Origin of the sequence: Marinococcus luteus, assembly GCF_900106595.1 — a bacterium.
In the GTDB taxonomy this organism is placed as follows: domain Bacteria; phylum Bacillota; class Bacilli; order Bacillales; family Marinococcaceae; genus Marinococcus; species Marinococcus luteus.
The window spans coordinates 129,129-148,876 of record NZ_FNNC01000007.1; the positions used below are offsets into that span (position 1 = coordinate 129,129).

21 protein-coding genes are annotated in these 19,748 nt (G+C 46.2%); 18 read left to right on the plus strand and 3 right to left on the minus strand.

Annotated elements, in window-relative coordinates; genetic code table 11:
- Positions 1-65: 65 nt before the first annotated feature.
- Both fmdA and BLV22_RS13790 read left to right on the plus strand, forming a co-directional pair.
- On the plus strand, positions 66-1,250 hold the full coding sequence (gene fmdA / locus BLV22_RS13785) for a formamidase (RefSeq protein ID WP_091616536.1): 1,185 nt from the start codon (positions 66-68) through the stop codon (positions 1,248-1,250).
- Position 1,251: 1 nt separating this feature from the next.
- Positions 1,252-1,521 (plus strand): hypothetical protein, encoded by a 270-nt coding sequence (locus BLV22_RS13790; protein ID WP_091616538.1) that lies wholly within the window; start codon positions 1,252-1,254, stop codon positions 1,519-1,521.
- A gap of 52 nt (positions 1,522-1,573) precedes the next feature.
- On the opposite strand, the gene BLV22_RS15115 is transcribed toward BLV22_RS13790, so the two are convergent.
- Positions 1,574-1,729 carry a hypothetical protein gene (locus BLV22_RS15115; protein WP_176967787.1) on the minus strand — a complete coding sequence of 52 codons (156 nt, stop codon included), beginning with the start codon at positions 1,727-1,729 and terminating at the stop codon, positions 1,574-1,576.
- Between the two features lie 106 nt (positions 1,730-1,835).
- Entirely contained in the window at positions 1,836-2,738 is a 903-nt protein-coding gene (locus BLV22_RS13795; RefSeq protein WP_091616540.1) for a sulfotransferase domain-containing protein, read from the minus strand.
- 298 nt (positions 2,739-3,036) lie between these two features.
- On the opposite strand from BLV22_RS13795, the gene BLV22_RS15150 reads away from it, so the two are divergent.
- The 11 genes from BLV22_RS15150 to BLV22_RS13850 all read left to right on the plus strand — a co-directional run bounded on the left by BLV22_RS15150 (position 3,037) and on the right by BLV22_RS13850 (position 13,031).
- On the plus strand, positions 3,037-5,136 hold the full coding sequence (locus tag BLV22_RS15150) for a LuxR C-terminal-related transcriptional regulator (protein ID WP_218130606.1): 2,100 nt from the start codon (positions 3,037-3,039) through the stop codon (positions 5,134-5,136).
- A 174-nt stretch (positions 5,137-5,310) separates the two neighbouring features.
- A complete protein-coding gene (locus BLV22_RS13805) occupies positions 5,311-5,667 on the plus strand; it encodes a DUF192 domain-containing protein (RefSeq protein ID WP_245724113.1) in 357 nt (118 codons plus the stop codon).
- 49 nt (positions 5,668-5,716) lie between these two features.
- The gene (locus BLV22_RS13810; protein WP_091616542.1) at positions 5,717-5,893 is read left to right on the plus strand and encodes a Flp family type IVb pilin; all 177 of its coding nucleotides are present in this window, start codon (positions 5,717-5,719) and stop codon (positions 5,891-5,893) included.
- Positions 5,894-5,959: 66 nt separating this feature from the next.
- The gene (locus BLV22_RS13815; RefSeq protein WP_091616544.1) at positions 5,960-6,469 is read left to right on the plus strand and encodes an A24 family peptidase; all 510 of its coding nucleotides are present in this window, start codon (positions 5,960-5,962) and stop codon (positions 6,467-6,469) included.
- Complete coding sequence (locus BLV22_RS13820; RefSeq protein WP_091616546.1) at positions 6,470-6,841, plus strand: TadE/TadG family type IV pilus assembly protein; 372 nt, start codon at positions 6,470-6,472, stop codon at positions 6,839-6,841. It abuts the gene before it with no gap.
- Positions 6,842-6,846: 5 nt separating this feature from the next.
- Complete coding sequence (locus BLV22_RS13825; protein ID WP_091616547.1) at positions 6,847-7,743, plus strand: TadE/TadG family type IV pilus assembly protein; 897 nt, start codon at positions 6,847-6,849, stop codon at positions 7,741-7,743.
- Between the two features lie 12 nt (positions 7,744-7,755).
- The gene (cpaB, locus tag BLV22_RS13830) at positions 7,756-8,931 is read left to right on the plus strand and encodes a Flp pilus assembly protein CpaB (protein WP_091616549.1); all 1,176 of its coding nucleotides are present in this window, start codon (positions 7,756-7,758) and stop codon (positions 8,929-8,931) included.
- 3 nt (positions 8,932-8,934) lie between these two features.
- Positions 8,935-9,762, plus strand: coding sequence for a CpaE/TadZ family protein (locus tag BLV22_RS13835; RefSeq protein ID WP_143030989.1), 828 nt, complete (start codon positions 8,935-8,937; stop codon positions 9,760-9,762).
- Complete coding sequence (locus BLV22_RS13840) at positions 9,762-11,171, plus strand: ATPase, T2SS/T4P/T4SS family (protein WP_091616553.1); 1,410 nt, start codon at positions 9,762-9,764, stop codon at positions 11,169-11,171. Before BLV22_RS13835 ends, BLV22_RS13840 begins: the two co-directional genes overlap by 1 nt.
- Before the next feature lies 1 nt (position 11,172).
- Positions 11,173-12,123, plus strand: a complete 951-nt coding sequence (locus BLV22_RS13845; RefSeq protein WP_245724109.1) for a type II secretion system F family protein — start codon at positions 11,173-11,175, stop codon at positions 12,121-12,123.
- 2 nt (positions 12,124-12,125) lie between these two features.
- Positions 12,126-13,031, plus strand: coding sequence for a type II secretion system F family protein (locus tag BLV22_RS13850; protein ID WP_091616557.1), 906 nt, complete (start codon positions 12,126-12,128; stop codon positions 13,029-13,031).
- A gap of 245 nt (positions 13,032-13,276) precedes the next feature.
- Here the strand turns inward: BLV22_RS13850 and BLV22_RS13855 are convergent, their stop codons facing one another.
- Positions 13,277-14,518: a hemolysin family protein gene (locus BLV22_RS13855; RefSeq protein ID WP_091616559.1), complete on the minus strand. Its 1,242-nt coding sequence runs from the start codon at positions 14,516-14,518 to the stop codon at positions 13,277-13,279.
- A 536-nt stretch (positions 14,519-15,054) separates the two neighbouring features.
- Between BLV22_RS13855 and BLV22_RS13860 the strand changes: the two genes are divergently transcribed.
- The 5 genes from BLV22_RS13860 to BLV22_RS13880 all read left to right on the plus strand — a co-directional run bounded on the left by BLV22_RS13860 (position 15,055) and on the right by BLV22_RS13880 (position 19,711).
- Positions 15,055-15,237 (plus strand): hypothetical protein, encoded by a 183-nt coding sequence (locus BLV22_RS13860; RefSeq protein ID WP_091616561.1) that lies wholly within the window; start codon positions 15,055-15,057, stop codon positions 15,235-15,237.
- Between the two features lie 277 nt (positions 15,238-15,514).
- Positions 15,515-17,572: a BglG family transcription antiterminator gene (locus BLV22_RS13865; RefSeq protein WP_091616563.1), complete on the plus strand. Its 2,058-nt coding sequence runs from the start codon at positions 15,515-15,517 to the stop codon at positions 17,570-17,572.
- Between the two features lie 36 nt (positions 17,573-17,608).
- A complete protein-coding gene (locus BLV22_RS13870; RefSeq protein ID WP_091616565.1) occupies positions 17,609-18,097 on the plus strand; it encodes a PTS sugar transporter subunit IIA in 489 nt (162 codons plus the stop codon).
- Entirely contained in the window at positions 18,097-18,381 is a 285-nt protein-coding gene (locus BLV22_RS13875) for a PTS sugar transporter subunit IIB (protein WP_022794068.1), read from the plus strand. Before BLV22_RS13870 ends, BLV22_RS13875 begins: the two co-directional genes overlap by 1 nt.
- A gap of 67 nt (positions 18,382-18,448) precedes the next feature.
- Positions 18,449-19,711, plus strand: coding sequence for a galactitol-specific PTS transporter subunit IIC (locus BLV22_RS13880; RefSeq protein ID WP_091616566.1), 1,263 nt, complete (start codon positions 18,449-18,451; stop codon positions 19,709-19,711).
- Positions 19,712-19,748: the final 37 nt, after the last annotated feature.

Consider the following 19,748-nt stretch of genomic DNA (forward strand, 5'->3'; position numbering starts at 1 on the left):
TATTCAGAAAATTTAAACATCGTCTGCTGTGTCTCTGGCTATCTTTATAAACAGGAGGATTTTATATGCCGAAAAAACTGTTTGAAGTAGACCTCAACAAAACAATGGACCAACAGACGACGCCGGGGCATAACAGGTGGCACCCGGACATTCCTGCCGCCTTTTCCGTAGAACCGGGGGAGACGTTCCGGATGGAATGCCTGGATTGGACCGATGGCCAGATCAGCAACAATGATGACCCTTCAGATATTAAACATGTGAACCTGGACCGTGTGCACGTACTAAGCGGGCCGGTGCACGTGAACGAAGTGGAGGCGGGAGACCTCCTCGTTGTTGATATTTTGGATATCGGAACGTTTCACTCGCATGAATGGGGATTTAACGGGATTTTCGCCAAAGAGAACGGCGGGAGTTTTTTAGTGGATCATTATCCGGAAGCGGCCAAATCCATTTGGGATTTTGAGGGTATTTATGCGACTTCCAGACATGTGCCGAATGTAAAGTTTGCAGGCATTATTCATCCGGGGCTGATCGGCGTGGCACCCTCACAGGAGATGCTGAATGAATGGAACCGCAGGGAAAAGGAGCTGGTGGATACAAACCCTGACCGGGTGCCCCCGCTTGCGAATCTTCCAACGAAGGATTCGGTCGTGCTTGGTGAGCTCAAAGGAGAAGAGTTCGAACGGGTGGCAGCCGAAGGAGCAAGAACCGTCCCGCCCCGGGAAAATGGGGGGAACTGTGACATCAAGAACCTTTCGAAAGGATCAAGGGTATACTTTCCGGTGTTTGTAGATGGGGCGAAGCTTTCCGTAGGAGATCTTCACTTCTCGCAGGGAGACGGGGAAATTACGTTCTGCGGGGGGATTGAAATGCCCGGCTGGATTGACCTGAAAGTGCACGTGATAAAGAACGGCATGGAAAAACACCGTATTAAGCGTAATCCTGTCTTTAAGCCAGGGCCGGTCATGCCGCATTATAATGAATTTCTCGTTTTTGAAGGCGTGTCAGTGAACGAGTTTTCGGGCACCCAGACCTATCTGGATGCCAACGTCGCTTACAGGAATGCGTGCCTGAATGCGATTGATTTTCTGAAAACACTCGGTTACACAGGCGAGCAGGCCTATATGCTTTTAGGTACTGCGCCGGTGCAGGGCACTGTAGCAGGCGTTGTAGATATACCGAATGCGTGCTGCACACTCGCCCTGCCTAAAGATATATTTTATAAAAATATTTTGCCGGAGCTTGATTAATATGGCCCAGTTTACTTTTAAATGCCGGACATGCGGCACGTTTGAAAGCTGGATGGTAACAAAAGGAGCCCGTGTTAATGAAGCACCGTGCCCCTTATGCGGGGAAACGTCAGGGAGAGTCTTCCAGCCGGTGCACGTGTCAAAAATGGATGCGAAAGTAAAGTCCCGGATTGAAAGCGGAATGCAGCCGAAAACAGTACAGCGAAAAGATCTGCCCGCAAAACAAAGACAGCTGCAGCGGGCGCCCCGCCCGTGGCAGGCGGGACACTAGAGAAAGGAGACCCGGACAGACGGGTCTCCTTTAACTGTTTTTGACTCCCTAATTAATTTGTATCTTTCTCTTTTCCGGCTATGCCAATAATCGCTATGACGGTCAGCATCACACCATACACAATAGAAGAAGAAAGAAGAGGCCTTTTAGTGATTTTAAAAAATAAACGGTTAGACTTACCAGCTTTGTTCCCTATGTTTTTGTTCATACATACCTCAGCCTCCTTCAGGAGATTTGCATAACTTTACCCGCGGAAAGCATAGTTCAATCGCAGCCGGAAGAAAATCGGGAACAGCTGTTGTAAACGAATTCTATTAATTTTCTTTCTTCGTGTAATCAATACCGTAATGGTGAAAGAACAATTGGTTGTCGTTTTGGTACTTTTCCTGAAGTACCTGCTGCAGAGACTCCGGGAGATAATATTTTTGGTGGTGAAGCTTAAAACTTGTCCGGCTTTGCAGCATTACCCGGGAGAGGGGACGTCCTCTTTTTGTTGGCACAGGGGCGTTTGGGTTAAACGGAGTTTTCAGGAAATAGTTCATTTTTCTGGCCGCCTTCACCTGCATCGTGCCATAGCTCCGATTTACTTTTGTATTGCTGTAGGAGGGAACTTCTTTAATGCCCATATACTGGAGCAATTCAGTAATTTCCTTCATTTCATTTTCCCGGAACTGCTCGTACTGCATAAGATAATAGTTGTTTTTGCCAAAAAGCTGCGTGGCACGCTCCATATAGCTGAAATAATAGTAGCCATTGAGTACCCCGAGCTGCTCCCACTCTTCAAATACGGCAGCGGCTTTCTTGTACCCGCCCTGGTGAATATACTGCACATAAAGGGAAGTGAGAAGGTCAAGCTGGCGCCGTACTCCAACAATGATATGCACGTCATAGCTTTCCTCAGGGAAGATCCGGCGGAGATCCTTTAAAATAGTGTGGTTGTCTTTGACCTTTTTTTTCGTGGACATTGGATTGCCGGAGAGTCCCTCGTACGAAATAAGGAGCGGTTTTTTCTCCTCCATCATTGACTCAAAATCGTTACGTAAATCAGTAATGGCTTTATCTGATAATTTTTTGTGACGTATTTTATACAAATATGGCTGAATATGTCCCCGGGAGAGATATGTAATTTGGGGCGCCAGTTTTGGATAAATGCTTTTCTGTAAAAAAGTAGTAGCTGTTTTGTGATAACCCACATGAATGTAAATGGTTTTGCGCATTGCCCTGCCTCCTACGGAATGAATGCATCCATCATACCGAAATCCATAGGAGCAATCAAAGTAAAAGGACCAGGGAGTTTGGTCGCATATACGTTCACTGATAAGGGTAAATTCTTCTTGAATTGCGCGGATATCGGAAAAAGGCTTTTAAATCCCCCTGATAAAGGTATAGAATGCGTATATACTAAAATTAGGACTACAGGACGCGGTAAAAGGTCCCTGTCTCCTATTGAAAGCTTTTTTCATTCAGTATACAGACAGCAGCAAGGTCAAAAACAAAGCACTGGGGGCAGTATCCATGGGGAATCAGCGTACAGATATAATGGAGGAAGTACAGGGGATGTATACTTCCTTATATAATGTTACTTTGGTAGTCGTCGACGGCCTGGGAAACGAAGCTGCTTTTACCGATGGGGAAAATAAACTATTCGCAGCATTGGATGCTGTCCCCGAGGCAGGACTTAGAGATAAAATAAATCATATGTTTGAAGGAAGGTTAAGTGCACGAGAGCCTTTTTTCTACGATCTTTTTCCGGGGGTTCATATGGCAGTGGTGCCGCTGCAGAAAAATGAAAATCCGGACTATTTTTTATTGGCTGGACTGCTGGTTGAAGAAGGGGCTCAAAAAACGGTGGAAACAAGCCTTGAATCAGCATATGGAAAAAAGAACGACTGGAAGGAAATAATCAGGCAGACACCGGCGTTTTATATAGAGGAAAGAGAAAAATGGCTTGCCCGCTTCCAAAAGGCGGCTAATGTTCTGGCGCTTTGCTTTGACGGGCAGTCTTCACCCGAAAATCACGCCAGGTTAATGCACCGGGCCCTGCAGCGGCATTCTACTGAAGAATTACTGGATCTGCTTATCGATGGTCTTGAAGAAGCAGAGGTACTCGGAATAGCTGAAGAGGGAGAAGACGGTGTGTACGAAACGACGTCGGTGACAGGAAAGCATAAAGAGGCAATAGAGCCTATCTCATTCTATCCAGGGGAAGGACCGCTTGGCAAAGTACTGCTGTCAGAGGAGCCTTTATTTCTGGAGAATTTAAAGGACCGCCCCCAAAGTTATTTTTGGCAGCGCTACGGGCTGTCTCCTCACTTGTTTTTTGCGCTGCCGATCCAGAAAACAAAAGGCGCCTCCGGTGTCATATTTGGAGGAAGTTTTTCACGCGGATTTTTAACCGGGAAGGGGAAAGATTTTTTACTCACCATGGTCTCGGTGATAGAAGCTAAAGTGAAAACAGACTGGCTTGCAGAAGAAAATAGTCGTCAAATTCAGCAGCTGGAGTCCCTGGTCGAAATAGGCAGGCAGATGGCAGCCGGACCGAATATAAAAAAAGTCAGCTATATACTTATAGATGCCAGCCTGAGCATGAGTCGGGGGAATTTTGCCATGCTGCTTTTGAAAAAGAAAGAGCGTGGAAAGTACCGGATGATTTCAAGGGGGTATTCCCGGCAGGAGCTGGAGTTTTATGCAGAAAGTGCCGCGGCAGAATACTTTTCTGGACTGGATACAGAGCTTGAAAAAGTGAAGCAGGCAGAAGCACCGTGGAAGGAGCCGGTGCTCGAATGCCCTTTAGTTTTTCAGGGGGAAATACTTGGAGTACTCTGCGTAGGTACGCAGGAAGTGAGAACCCGGAAGATGGAAGAGTTTTTGGAAGCTCTCTCTGTAATTGGCGGTGTGTCCATGAAGCTTGCCGGGGAGGAGTCGGGGCTTAGTATGGACAAGCAGCTCGGCGCTATGCATTTGGCGGTAAAGCAATTTGATCCGGAAGCCTTTGCCCTGTCGAGCCGGGCAGCGGAGATTGCTGAGCAGTATACAGCTGATGGGAAATTTTCTGCTTCCTTTGCTTCCTCCATCACAGGAGCGTGCCGGCTGAGTGCTTATTCCCCGGCGATTATTCAGGAATTAATGCCGGACAGCCAGGTGGGGGAAGTATTGGAAGAAGGCCGCTCTCTGAAGGAAGGCGTTAATAAATCACGCTTAATAACAGGGGCGCAGGCTGAGGTGTTTGCGATGACCCTGTTGTATGCCGAAGACGGGGAACAGAAGAAAATAAAAGCGATGACGAACATCTCAGAGGAGTGGAAGAAGAGCTTTCTGAATTTTTTAGATGGAACGTTTATCAACGACCAGGAGCTGTTTATTCAGGGGACTGCAGAAGCGGCAGAAGAACCAGTGGTCTCGGCATTACAAAACAACTCATCACTCTCCTCCCGTGAGCAGGAAGTACTGGAACTGATTATAAAAGGAGATAATAATCGCGAAATCGCTGAAAAGCTGTTTATTAGTGATCACACGGTGAAAAATCACGTTACAAAAATTTTCAGGAAGCTGGAGGTGCCGGACCGGGCCCGAGCTATTTCGAAAGCCTATCAGGTGAAGTATGAAGGATTTTAAATGAGTAAATATAGGAGCATGTATAGGATTTATAACCTATGAAAGTGAATGGATAACAGGAACATAGAGGGGTGTTTTCCAGTTAATTTCCGGTATATAATCGTTTTATAAGCCAAAAGGCTTGATTCGAAAGAGGCAATCACACTGACAGGAGGTGCCAGGCATTTGAAGTTGGTGGATCTTCATTCCAGGAAGGTTATAGCGGAAAATGTGGCAGGGGCATACAATTTTTATCAACGATTCAAGGGATTAATGTTCAAAAAACATTTCCCAGATAGTTCAGGTCTTCATATTTCCCCCTGTCCATCTATTCATACCTTTTGGATGAAGTTCCCTGTAGATGTGCTCTATCTCAGCCGGCAGATGGAAGTTCTTGAAGTGGACGAAAAGCTGCGCCCTGGGAAAATCGGAAAAAAGGTGAAAGGTACGGCTTCTGTGATCGAGCTTCCTTCGGGAAGCATTCAGGCAGCAGGCCTTGCACCCGGCGACGTTCTTGCCCTTGAAGAATTCCCCAGCCGGCAGATTAGTTGACCCGTCCTGTCAGAAGGTACTTACTCATAATTAAAGGAGAGTGTTCAGAATGGTCAAAATTTTTAAAAATTTAGTGGTGGAAGAAGAAGGACAAGGCATGACAGAGTACGGCTTAATTCTTGGGTTGATTGCGGTAGGAGTTATCACAGCATTGGTTACTTTAGGTGATCAAATATCCGGTTTCTTCACCGATCTTACAGAAAGCATTCCAGGCGGCGGAGAATAATAATTGGCCCTCTTGAAAAGAGGGCCTTTTCTTAACTAAGTCAAAACTGAAAGGAAGGGATGAAGCTTGGGACTTATCGACTGGATCCTGATCGCGGTTCTGCTTATCTGTGCGATTACAGATATAAAGGAACGAAAAATTTATAATAAAGTTCTGTTTCCTGCCATGCTGCTCGCCTTTATTTTCCACGGGGCAGTTTCAGGGTGGGAAGGACTGTTTCATTCCTTCCTTGGATTTTTGATTGGCTTTGCCCTTTTGTTTATTCCATATGCCATGGGCGGCATGGGGGCAGGAGATGTGAAGCTGCTGGCCCTCGTGGGAGCATTAAAAGGCGGCACATTTGTGCTGCAGTCCTTTATATTCATCGCGCTTCTCGGCGCATTGATGGGACTTATTGTGCTGCTTCGCCACAAAAATATTTTGAAATCATTTTTTTACAGACTTGTTCGTATAAAGAGCGGAACGAAGGTACCGGGTGGATTGTCGAGACAATCACTTTCAAAAACATACCCATACGGTGTAGCTATAGCTCTCGGTGCCGCTATGAATTTATTTACGGAAGGGATGCTGTTTTAAATGTGGAGGCAGGAAGACGGACAGTCGCTGGTTGAATTTGCGCTCGTTCTTCCGCTTATTATTGCACTTCTTATTGGTATGGTGGATTTCGGTCGGGTGCTCTACACGCATCAGGAGCTCGAGCTCATTACCCAGGAAGCGGTCCGGATCGGCAGTTTCGGAGAGAGCGATGAAGCAATCAGCAGTTACGTGACCGACAATTTTGACAGCGGGAACCCGGCGGAGCTTTCTGTTACGGTCACGCCGGAAAATCGAAGCTCCGGAGAATATATGACGGTAGAGACGGCGTACCCGGCGTCCATTTTTAATTTGCTTGGTGATTATTCTATTCCCTATACGATCGAAACGAATTCAACAATAAGGGTGGAGTGACCTTTATGAAGGCATGGATAAAAAATGAAAAAGGAAACGCTTTAATTCTTATGGCGATAGGTCTTGGGATGGCTACAGCGATGTGCGGGGTGGTTATTGACGGCGGCCATTTATACAAAACACAGAGCAGCCTGCAGAAGACGGTGAATGCGACTGCTTTGTCCGGTGCCCAGGAACTGATGAATTCTGAAGAAGAAGTATCAAATGTAGTGGATGAAGTGCTGGGAGCACATGGGGAATCGGAAAGCTTATATAATATGGACGTTTTGGAGGAACAGTCGCTTCGGGTGGAACTGGAACGCCCGACCGACGTGTTTTTTTCTTCTTTATTTGGGGTGGAGACCGTAGATATTAACGCATCGGCCAATGTAGAGGTGGCTGCTGTCGGGGAAGCGTCAGGAGCTGCTCCGTTTGGCATCAATGAAGAAACGGATTTGGTTTTTAATGAGACATATGATTTGAAGGTGGATTCGGGCGATTCCACAGGAGGAAATTTTGGCATATTGGCCCTGGAGGGGCCGGGCGCTAAAACGTATGAGGAAACATTGAAGAATGGTTACGATGAACCTTTGCGCATTGGGGATGAAGTAGATACGCAGACAGGTAATATTTCCGGCCCTACGGAACGGGGAGTCAATCACCGTATCGATAATTGCCCGAGCGGCGATATATATGACCGTGACTGCGACAGAGTAATGCTTATCCCTGTATATGCTCCTATTGGAAATAAAGATAATTACCGGGAAGTGGAAATACGAGGATTTGCCTATTTTTACCTGGAGGAGCGTATGAACAAGAATGATGATTCTGTCCGGGGAAGATTTATTAAACGGGTAGGCGGGGGTACTATAGTAGAAGGAAGTGCCAGTCGGGGGGCATATACAACCAGATTGACTCAGTAGGGATGGGATAACATGAGGCCAAAAAGACTGTTGCTGTTTGCTTTAATAGCCGGCGTGATAACGACGGTGGTTTTCTACATATTTATTACAAGTGACACACCGGAAGAAGCAGAAGAGACAGATATGCAAATGATAGAAGTGGTTGCTGCAGCAGAAGCGATTGAAGAAGGAACGAGAATTTCCGGGGACATGGTGGAAGTGGTCGAAATAGCGGAGGAGCAGATGCACCCGAATGCTGTCCGTGAGCCCGGGGATGTGACCGGCACTTACGCGAAGTCGGACCTCGCGGAAGAGGAAGTGATTCTGGACAATCATTTCCAAAGCGCTGACGACAGTGACGCTCCATTGGCCCAACAGGTGGAGGAAGGACGGCGCGGAGTTTCAGTGAACGTGGACTATGAAGAATCCGTTTCATATCTGCTGGAGCCGGACGATTATGTTGACGTTCTATCGACAAGGCCAAATGAAGACGGAGAAATGCAGACAGAGGTTCTGATCGAACAGGTCCGGGTGCTTGCCATAGGTGAACGTTTTCAGGAAACGTCAGCCGCTGCCCCTGATGAAGAAGGAGAAAGCAGTGAGGAGGAAACGACAGAGTATCAGGCAGTAACGCTTGAGCTGACGCAGGAAGGCTCAGCGCAAATCATTAATGCCAATCAGGATGACGGGGACCTGCACCTGTCTATTTACAGCCAGGCTGTTGAAGGGAACGGACCGGGGGAGTCGGCTGATAACGCAGTGGAAGTCATCGCCCCTTCTGTAGAAGCAAATAGTGGAGAGGCTGCAGAGCCAAATGAAAATGATGCGGACAACAGTAGTCAGGAAACCGAAGAACAGCCACTCCCTGAAGAAAATGAACCAGGGTCTTCCGAAGAGGAAGGTAATGAAACAAATGAGGAAACGGCGCCGGAAGATGAGGCTCCTGCACAATCGGAAGAGGAACCTTCTTCTGGAAATATTCAGGACTCCTTACAGCTGTCGCCGTACACGTACCGCGCTAATATCCGGGAATCCCCGAGCCTTGAGGCTCCCGTGCTGGAGGTAGTCGACAGCAGTACCCGGCTGGAGTACACCGATCAGTTTGAGCAGGATAAAGAAAACAGAACCTGGGTATTTGTAGAATACGGAGAAGACAGCTCCGGATGGATCAGCAACCGCATTACCCAGTTTGAAGAAAGCGGGGAGTAAAGCGTGGAACAATCAACTGACCTTAGAGCAGGGCATGGGAAGATGGCTGTTGTATGCAGTGCTTCCGGCGGCACGGGACGAACTGTGCTGACGGCGAACCTCGCTGTTTATCTGGCTTCCCAGAACCAGAAAGTTACTGTTGTAGATGGCGATCTGCAGTTTGGGGATCTTGCGCTTGCCCTGGATATAGAGCCGTATTCAACTATTTTGGATGCAGCGAAGCCTGTCCAAAAAGACCGTCTGCAAAACTTCTGTATTAAGCATGAAAATGGGTTCCATCTACTGGCAGCGCCGTCCCGGCCGGAATTGGCAGATCTTATAGATGAAAGCCAGCTGTCCGCTATAGGTGCTTCGTTAAAACAGGATAACGACCTAGTAGTAGTCGAAGCAGCGGCTGGTCTGAATGACCGCAGTCTGCCCTTTATTGAACAGGCAGATGATATTTTCATCGTGACAACCAACGGCATGGCTCCGTTAAAAAATGCGAGCTTGATGGTTGAAGCCCTTCAGGGACTCGGACTAAAGGATAAATGCAGTGTAGTGGTGAACCGGGCGACCGTTAAAGGGAAAATGGCCGGGCAGGACTTTTCAGACCTTTTTGCAGTGAACGAACTGTTTTATATGCCGGAGGACAGCAGCCGGGTGGTAACGGGCATGGACACCGGAAGGCCGGTTGTGATCGACCATCCAAAAGCAGAGATTTCCAAAAGGATAAAGCTCATCGGGAAAACACTTCTGCCTGCCGCGCAGGAACGACCTTCTGCTTCCTCCCAGCCCTTTCTTCAGCGACTGCTGCACAAAACAAAGCTGACATCGGGAGGTGATAAATAATGGGACTGCTGAATCGTTTAGAAGCAAAAAATAAACCGGAGCCCGTGGCCTCCCCTGCTCCAGAAGAAAAACAAAAAGCCGCTCCGGAAAAGCCGGAAGTAAAACCTGTTCAAAAGGAAAAGGCTAAGGAAAAGCCAGCCAAGCCGGCCAGTCCGACAGGACATGCAGAAGTAAAAAGCCTGGTATTTAAATACATTTTAAAGGAACGGAAAAATGATGAGGTGGAGGAGATCGTTCCGGAGCTCGAAGACATTATCTCGGAAGTGATTGAAGAAAACGATCAGCTGCCGCCGATCAGGGAACGGGCCGTTCTGATCGAAGATATTAAAAATGATCTGACGGGCTACGGTCCGATCAACCCGCTGCTGCTGGATGAGGATGTTTCAGAGGTCATGGTGAACGGTCCGGATAAAGTATATGTGGAACGGAACGGAAAACTGACCCTTACAGATGTTGTATTTCGGGATAACGAGCACGTTATGCAGGTGCTTGAAAAGATTGTGGCCCCGCTCGGACGCCGGGTGGATGAAAGCAGTCCGATGGTGGACGCACGGCTGCAGGACGGGTCCAGGGTAAATGCTATTATCCCTCCTCTTGCACTTGGCGGGCCGACAATAACTATAAGGAAATTTTCCAAGGATCCTTTTACCATCCATGATCTTGTAAACTTTGGTACGCTGACCGAAGAGATGGCCGATTTTATTGAAGCCTGTGTGCAGGCCAAGCTGAACATATTTGTCAGTGGGGGCACAGGATCCGGAAAAACAACCACGCTGAACGTGCTGTCCTCCTTTATCTCTAATGAAGACCGTATTGTAACCATCGAGGATGCCGCCGAGCTGCAGCTTGGTCAGGAGCATGTCGTCTCACTGGAAACACGGCCGCCGAATATTGAAGGCAAAGGCGCCATCTCCATCAGGGATCTGGTGCGGAACTCGCTAAGGATGCGTCCGGACCGCATTGTGATTGGGGAGGTCCGGAGCGGGGAGGCGCTTGATATGCTACAGGCGATGAATACGGGGCACGACGGCTCGCTTGCAACAGGTCACGCGAACAGCCCGAGAGATATGCTCTCCCGGCTTGAAACAATGGTGCTGATGGCTGGGATGGATCTGCCGATACGGGCGATTCGTGAGCAGATTGCCGGGGCTCTCGATGTTATCATCCAGCAATCCCGCCTGCGCGACGGGACACGCCGGATTACGAGCATTACAGAAGTGCAGGCGATGGAAGGCGATATTATCGTACTGCAGGAGATATTTACGTTTCAGCAGGATAGCATTGATGAAAATGGAAAAATCATCGGTAAACTTGTGCCTACCGGTGTCCGCCCGCAATTTTACGAGCAGATGGAGCATGACGGTATTTATCTGCCGCCTTCGCTTTTTACAGAACGGGTGGTGGATTAACTTGCTTTTAACCCTTTTATTCATTTTTATGTTTCTCACCTGCTTTCTTCTGGTCGCTGCAGGAAGTCTTGCCGTTTCCTCCAATGCTTCGGTAGAAGCAGGGGGAGAGGCTGAAGTGCCGAAAAAGCCGCTTTCCTTAAAGGGTTACCTTCGTGAAGCAAATGGAAAGCTCAAGCTGCTTTTAATCCGTAAAAAAAAGCCAACACGCAAAAAGGAGCAGCTGGAGCAGCAGCTGAGCGCTGCAGGCGTGCCGATGAAAGCAGAAGAATTCCGGGTGTTCCGGTGGTTTGCAGTAATTATCAGCGCGGGATTATTTTATCTGATTACAAACCTTATTGGCACTTTAGCCATTGGAGGAGTGATCGGCTACGTTATCCCTTCTGTCTGGCTTAAGAAAAAACAATCGAAGCGTCTTCAGCAATTTAATCAGATGCTTCCCGATATGCTGACGACAATCATTGGCTCACTTCGCGCAGGGCACAGCTTCCAGCAGTCCCTCAAGATGGTTTCTGAGGAATCGGACCCGCCGATTAAAGAGGAAGTTTATCTGGTGCTGAAGGAAATTCAATACGGAAGCACGATGGAAGAAGCATTGAATAATTGGAAACGCCGTATGCCGAGCGGAGATCTCGAACTTCTCGTCGAAGCGCTTTTGATTCAGCGCCAGGTCGGGGGGAATCTTGCCTACCTGCTGGATAAAATTGTAGAAACGACGAGGGAACGGGAAAAAATAGCCAACCAGGTAAAAACGCTCACGGCCCAGGGGCGGCTTTCGGGTATTATTATCAGTCTTCTTCCAGTGGGACTCGGAGCGGTAATTTATGTAATAAATCCTGAGTATATAACAACATTATTTATTGAACCGATCGGCAGAATTATGCTGGCTGTTGCTGCAATAGGTGGTGTTATAGGCTTTATTCTGGTCCGGAAAATTACGACGATTGAGGTGTAGAAATGATCATCTTATATGCTGCTTTTTTTTCCTTCGTAACCCTGTCTGTCTACACCCTGCTCAGCTACCGTTTTGACAAAGCGTACGTGATCGAGCGCCGGATCCAGACATACTTTTATCCTGACCGGGGAGAGCAGACAGAAGAAAATCCAACGTTTTACGAGCGTGTCGTACAGCCGGGATGGAAAAAAATAAAAAAGTTTTATCAGCGCAAGATGAACCGCGGAAAAGTGACAGAGCTCGAACAACGGCTGCTGCAGGCAGGGCGTCCCTTCGGGTGGAATCCTGTAGATTTTAATATCTTCCGTGGAATTCTTATGGTCGCTCTCCCCCTGGCTGCGGTTATTTTATCGTGGGCGGCAGCGACAGCACTGCTTCCTGCTGTACTGATGGTGGTATTTGCTCTTGCTCTCGCCTGGTTGATGCCGAGCTATTACTTAAAAATGAAAGCCACGCAGCGAAACAAACAAGCTTTGAAGGAACTTCCGGACGTATTGGATCTGCTCACGATTTGTCTGGAATCGGGTCTGGGCTTTGATGCAGCTTTAAATAATGTAACGGCCAGAAAAAAAGGAGTTTTGATTGACGAGTTTAAAGTGTGCCTCGAAGAGCTCCGGCTCGGCCGCACGAGAAAGGATGCCCTGAACGGGCTGAAGGAAAGGCTTACGGTCGATGAACTGAACGCTTTTATATACAATATCATTCAGGCAGAAAAGCTCGGTATTGGTATGGTAAACGTATTGAAGATCCAGGCGGAGGACGTCCGGGAAGGCCGGCGCCAGCGTGCAGAGGAAGCGGCGATGAAGGCTCCGATTAAAATGATGTTTCCGCTTGTCTTGTTTATTTTTCCAACGTTATTTATTGTGCTGCTCGGCCCGGCGATCCTGCAGTTTATGGACGCATTCTAAAAGGAGTCTCTTCCATTACGGAAAAGACTCCTTTTTGTGTGCTTAAAAATGAACGACATAGACGGCCCCGGCCAATACGATGCGGTATAAAGCAAACGGGATCAGACGGATTTTGTTGATAAGCTTTAAGGAAAAGAAGAGCAATTTATTTCGTTTTCTACGAACAGCGAGTGAAAGTTAAAATACTGACCTCTCAGTATTATGCAAACAAAAACCCGGAGAACAATTCTCCGGGTTCAAGTGTATTAGTCTTCCTCTTCTTCCTCTTCTTTCACGACGCGTACGCGTTTGATCTGATTATTATCCATTGTCAGTACTTCAAAATGAAGATTTTCGTACTGGAAGGTTTCCCCCTCCTCAGGAATATGATCGAATTCCCGGTAGAGCAGTCCGGCAATAATATCCTCTTCTTCTTCCACGCGGGTATTAAAGATTTCGTTGAAGCGGCTGATGGCGAGCTTTCCATCACAGATGATAACCTCGTCGGTCAGCTCCTCAATCAACTGCTCGGAGCGGGTATCATGCTCGTCTTCAATCTCCTGGCCGATCATTGCTTCGATAATGTCCTCTTGGGTGACCATGCCCATCGTACCGCCGTATTCATCGAGGACTACTGCAAGGTGCTTCTGCTCATTCAGCATCCGTTTAAACACGTTGTCGACAGAATTGGTCTCTACTACATACAAAGGGTTGTTATCAATAAAATCATTAAGGGTTTTGTCGTTTTGTTCAGCCCAGATGAGGAGCAGTTTGGCATGAAAAACACCGACGATATGATCCATATTATCGTTGTATACCGGATACCGGGTATGATTGTGATTTATGGTAATGTCACGTACTTCCTGAAAGCCACTCTCGATCGGGATCCCGGTAATCTCCATACGCGGGACCTTCAATACGTCACGTATATCCTTACGGTAAAAATCAATTACCCGCTTAATCCGGTCCTGCTCCTGCTTTTCAAAGGTTCCCTCCGAAGAGGCCACGTCGACCATCGTTTTGATCTCTTCGCGCGAATACGTCTGTGATGGTCCTTCGCCCCGGGTGATCAGCTTGATCACCCCGCGTGTGAAAGAATTCAGTAAAAACGTGAGCGGCTTAAAGATGAATACGAGCACCGCAATTACCGGTGCGACTATGTAAGCCACCTTGTCTGCAAAGGTAGCAGCAATAGATTTAGGCAGAACTTCCGCGAAAATGATAAGCACGAACGTCAAAATAGCCGTAGCGATGCCGACAGAAAAATCGTAATTCAGGGCGAGCACGGTAACGAGGGTAGGAAGCATAATATTGGAGATGTTGTTTCCGATGAGGATGGCTGTAATTAATTCATCCGGTTTTCTCGTCAGTTTTAATAAATTTTTCGCCCGTTTGTCGTTTTCTTCGGCACGGGACTGCATTCGTGCCCGGTTTGCTGCTGTTAAAGCTGTTTCGCTTCCTGATAAAAAGAAGGAAACGAATAAAAAGAATATAATAACCGCTATCATAAGTAACCTCCACTGGCGTATTCTCTACATATTATTTCCTGGGTGCAGTAAATTAAACGTTTCAAACAAATATCCAACATTAAAAATAACATAAAACAGTCCGGGAGGATTTAAATATGCAAAAAGATTTTATTCCCATTTTTCCTGTATGAGGAAAAATAAAATAAAGGCATGAAACTTTGAAGTATATTTGTAACGCATCAAAATTGCACATGGCCAAATAGAAACAAAAAATATATGGAAACAAATGAAGATAACAGTCCAGTTACCACTCCGCTCGAAGAAGTATTTCATCTCGAGTAAAAATCAGAACTATCTCCGCTGAAAATAAATTTATCGGCGGATATTTTGTTCAAAATGCGTAAAAACGGGAATAGAAAAGTATAAAGAAGGTGGCTGTCAGGCGTACAAAAAGAACATGGGGGGGAATGCGGATGAACAGCCGTACACGTGAATGGCCAATGTTTAAGTAAATCGTTCAGGAAACCCCGGTTTAATCTTTTGATAAAACTCAGCTGCAAAAAGGGGGAGTACCAATGAACCGCCGATTGATTGACGACGAATATGAACGTGAAATAGACCGCATGGTTAATGAAGGCGGATATATTCCTGTGGAAATAGATTTTATAAAAAAACGGGCTAAAGTTAAAAAGGATAAAGATGAAAGCACTAAGGAGAAGCAGGACAAAGAAGCAGACGACTCTAAAGAAAAAGCCTGAATATAGTAGTGAAAGTTAACAGCTGCCACCGGCGGCTGTTTATTTTTGTCGACAAAAATAAATAAAGATGGAAAAAAAAGGTAATATTCTGCTATACTTATTTAATCTGTGTAAGAAGTGCACATTTCATCAAGCCTTTTGTATCAATGTACGAAGTTGGTTTATGGAATGTAAATCACAATATTGTACAGCAAATGTTCAAAAGACTGCGATGAAAACGTATACATTTCGATTACAGCGGCTGATAGAATAAAAATTAACCAAAGGGGGGAAGGAGATGCCGCTAAGTGAACGGGATAATGAAATATTAAATGAACTAATCCGCAATCCATCGGTCACTAGCATGGCGCTTGAAGAAAAGCATCAACTGACACGAAGACAGCTGGGCTACAGCATTAATAAAGTAAACGACTGGCTCTTAAGCAAAGACCTTCCGGTTATTGAAAGAACGCGCCAGGGGCATTTCATTATTGATCAGTCCGTTTACACCAATTTCGGTATGGATGAAGAAATCATTGCAGCTGAAAAACCAATACTCACCGGGAAGCAGCGTACTTATTATCTTATTATGATGCTCGTCGGCAGCGAAGAGACGCTTTCATTAAATCATTTCACAAGTGAGCTGCAGCTGAGTAAAAACACCGTATTGAGTGAGCTGAAAGAAGCGCAGCAGTATCTCGATGACTATCATGTTCTAATCAAGTATTCCCGCAAAGAAGGTTATCTGGTTGACGGAAAAGAATTTCAAATCCGGAAACTGTTGATGAACGTGACGTATCAACTGCTGTTCATGCAGGATGGTGCGGCAAGAATCAAAAAAATAGCCGGAATTGACGAGGAGGAACTCGATGATTACCGCAAACGGATTGAAAATGTCGAAAATAAGCTCAGCCTGAAATTTACTGATGAAAAACTGGAGACGATGCCTTATATATTAGCTTTAATTTTAAAAAGAATTAAAAAAGGCTTTGCTGTTAATACATTTTCAATCCAGTATGAAGAGCTTTCGGATACGAAAGAGTACCAGGCGACAGAGGAAATATTTAAAAAAAATGAACACATCCCGATGGAAGAACGGTTGTTTGTCACGCTGCACCTGCTGACAGCAAGTGTTTACAGCATCTCTTTTCCGATGGAGGACGACGTGATACCGAATTTAGGCTCCGCCACAGATGACATGCTGCGCCAGTTTGAGAAAAGCGCCTGTGTGTACTTACACGAGCGCGACCAGCTGCTCAATAAGCTGCTTCAGCACATTAAGCCGGCTTATTACCGTATCAAATACCAATTGTCGGAGACATCATCCACACAGGTGCCGCTGAGTAAGGAATTCAAAGCTCTGCATCATCTGGTAAAGCAATCCACTGCGCCGCTTGAACAGTTAATCGGCAGCCGGATCCCGGACAGCGAGAGCAGCTTCATTACAATGCTGATCGGGGGCTGGATGAAAAGACAGGGCGAGAGTATTGAAAAGAAAGTAAAGGCCATTGTGGTGTGCCCTCAGGGTGTGTCTGTTTCAAGACTGATGCTTAATGAGCTGAGTGAGCTTTTTCCGGAATTTGTTTTCCTGGACTCTTTATCTGTACGGGAATTTCTTCATTACCATCTGGAGTATGACATTGTCTTCGCTCCGACGTTTCTCGAAACTGACAAAAAACTGTTCGTAGTAAAAACATTTTTAGGCAGGGAAGAGCGGCAGCGGCTTCGCAAGCAGGTAATGCTCGAGCTTTACGGATATCTGCCGAACCATCTGGACATCGATGAAATCATACAGATTATTGGCCGTCATGCTCATATTCATAATGAAGGTGCACTTATAGAAGATATTCAGAATTATATTAATCAGGATAATGAAGATTCAGTAAATTACAGCATGGGCAAGGCTGAATACAATTTGGATGAATTAATCACTCCAGCTTCCATTACCCTGAAGGATAAAGCAGGCGATTGGGAAGAGGCAGTTAAAGAGGGAGCCAGGCCGCTTCTCGAAAATAAAAGTATTACGGGCGACTATGTGGACAGTATGCTTCGCTATACCGAAGAAGACCCCTATATTGTAATAGGGCCAAATATTGCGATTCCCCACGCTTCTCCGGAAGACGGGGTGAATGAAGTAGGAATGAGTTTGTTAAGACTGAAGGAAGGGGTTCTTTTTTCCGAAGAATACCGAATCAATCTGGTGATTGTCATTGCTGCTGTAGATAAACAGAAGCATATTCATGCGCTGATGCAGTTAATGAAGCTTGCAGGCTCACAAACCGCAAGAGATCAAATAACAGCCGCTGATTCCGTCAAAGATATATATAAAATTATTCAGTCGTATTCCAAAGACTGACCAAGAAAAATTTGAACTTCACCAAGGAGGGGCCTGATGAGCGATTTGTATTTTGATACTCCTGTGATTCTTTTAGATATGGACGGGGGATCCAAAGAAGAAGTATTGCGGACAATGGCACAGAATTTAGTGAACAACGGACTGGTAAAACAAAGCTTCGTTGAAGCAGTGATCCAGCGGGAAAATGAATATGCTACCGGCCTGCCGACCGGAGACATTGCAGTTGCAATTCCTCATACAGATGTAGAACATGTAGAGCAAAAAGCGATCAGTGTAGGAATACTGAAGAATCCTGTCGACTTTATCGTCATGGGAGACGATACGGAAACGGTACCGGTCAAGATAGTATTTATGCTTGCCATGGATGAGGCTCATTCCCAGCTGAAGCTGCTGCAGCAGCTTATGCAGGTGTTTCAGGACCAGAGTATTTTAAACGAGCTCATCAGTGCATCTGATGAAAAGCAGATCAAGCGGACCATGGAAGAGAAATTAGACGCGTTATCCCTTAAAGGAGGTGAAAAATAATGGCAAAAAAACAAGTATTAGTAGCATGTGGAGCCGGTGTGGCAACTTCCACAGTTGTTAACGGTGCTATTGAAGATATGGCCAAAGAACACAAGTTATCAGTGGATCTTAAACAGATTAAAATAGCGGAGGTAGAAAGCTACGTTGATACTGCTGACTTACTGGTAACAACGGCTACCATCAAGAAGGAATATCCGTTTCCGGTAATCAACGCACGTTCTTTCCTGACAGGGATTGGAATGGAAGATACCAAACAGGAAATTCTGGATGAATTGAAAAAATAAGAGTATTCCGGTTTCCTGTTTTAAGGGGAAACCGGGCTCATTATTACAGGTATGAGGGGGAAGTGGCATGCAAGGATTTGTAGATCTTGTGCAGGGATTTTTAGATCTCGGGGCAACAGTAATTTTACCAGTGGTTATCTTTTTGCTCGGTTTATTATTTGGGCAGAAGCCGGGAAAAGCATTCCGGTCCGGTCTAACAATCGGGGTAGCATTTGTAGGGATATTTCTTGTTGTTGACCTGCTGGTTAATAACTTAGGGCCGGCAGCGCAGGGAATGGTTGATCGATTAGGAGTTAACCTGGACGTAATTGACGTCGGCTGGCCGGCGACATCATCTATTGCCTGGGCTTCTACGGCAGTAGCAGCCTTTATTATTCCGTTAGGTTTGCTTGTAAACGTTATCATGCTTTTGACAAAAACAACGAAAACAATGAACGTGGATATTTGGAACTTTTGGCATTATACCTTTATGGCTGCGGTAGTATACACCGTATCCGACAGCATTATTCAAGGACTTATCGCTGCAGTTATCTTTCAAATTGTCACCTTGAAAATTGCTGACTGGACGGCTCCGATGGTGGAAGACTTTTATGAGCTTCCCGGAGTATCAATCGCTACAGGAAGTACCGTATCGTACGCGCCAGGTATTTTTCTTGTAAAAGGTCTGCAGAAAATTCCCGGCATCAACCGTCTGAGCGCAGATCCGGACAGCATTCAGAGAAGATTCGGTGTGTTCGGCGAATCCATCTTTATCGGGTTGTTTCTCGGTGTTGTAATTGGCGCCTTAGCTGGTTACAGCGTAGGTGAAGTAATCGAAATCGGGATGGCCATGGCTGCTGTTATGGTACTGATGCCACGGATGGTTAAGATTTTGATGGAAGGCTTAATGCCTGTATCAGAGTCAGCCAGAAACTGGTTGAATAAACACTTCAGCAACAAAGAAATTTACATCGGCCTGGATGCAGCTGTTCTTCTGGGACACCCATCCGTTATTGCAACTGCATTGATCCTTGTACCGATTACGGTTGTACTGGCAGTGTTTCTGCCTGGTAACGCTCTGCTTCCGTTTGGTGACCTGGCGACAATTCCATTTGTTGTTGCGTTTATCGTCGGGGCAGCGAGAGGTAACATTATACACTCTGTGCTGGTAGGCACCGTGATGATTGCCCTTTCACTATACATGGCTACAGATATCGCAAACGTATTTACGACAATGGCTCAAAACGCTGATTTTGACATGCCGGAAGATTCCGCGCGAATTTCAAGTATTGACCAGGGCGGAAACCTTATCAACTGGCTCATCTGGAGATTCTTCGAACTGTTTAATTAATTTCCCTCTCAGGCAGGATATACATGAAAATTAACAC